This is a genomic window from Pseudoalteromonas sp. 120-MNA-CIBAN-0494, assembly GCF_040308885.1.
Lineage (GTDB): Bacteria > Pseudomonadota > Gammaproteobacteria > Enterobacterales > Alteromonadaceae > Pseudoalteromonas > Pseudoalteromonas nigrifaciens.
Window position 1 is genome coordinate 1 of record NZ_JBEOOE010000198.1, and the last position, 252, is coordinate 252.

Sequence of the window (252 nt, forward strand, 5' to 3'; positions counted from 1 at the left end):
GCATAGACTTATTCAATATGTTGCCATGGAACATGATAACAGCCTGACGCGTGATCAAAACCGCGACTCATTGGCTAAAGCCGATCCCACTTTTTCTGCTAAACCTTGGTATTTAGGTGACGCTGAAGTGGTATCAGAAATGAGTTTGTCGCCAGATGGACGCTACGTAGTATTAGCGTTAACCGATAAAAATTATGATTGGCGTGCAGAACACGACATTATGCCTAATTATTTGGGCCAAGAGGGTTATGT

The 252-nt window shown here is 42.9% G+C and carries 1 pseudogene; it reads left to right on the forward strand.

The window, feature by feature from the left end:
* Positions 1-252, forward strand: a pseudogene (locus tag AAEY55_RS18510) (S9 family peptidase); the annotation flags it as partial.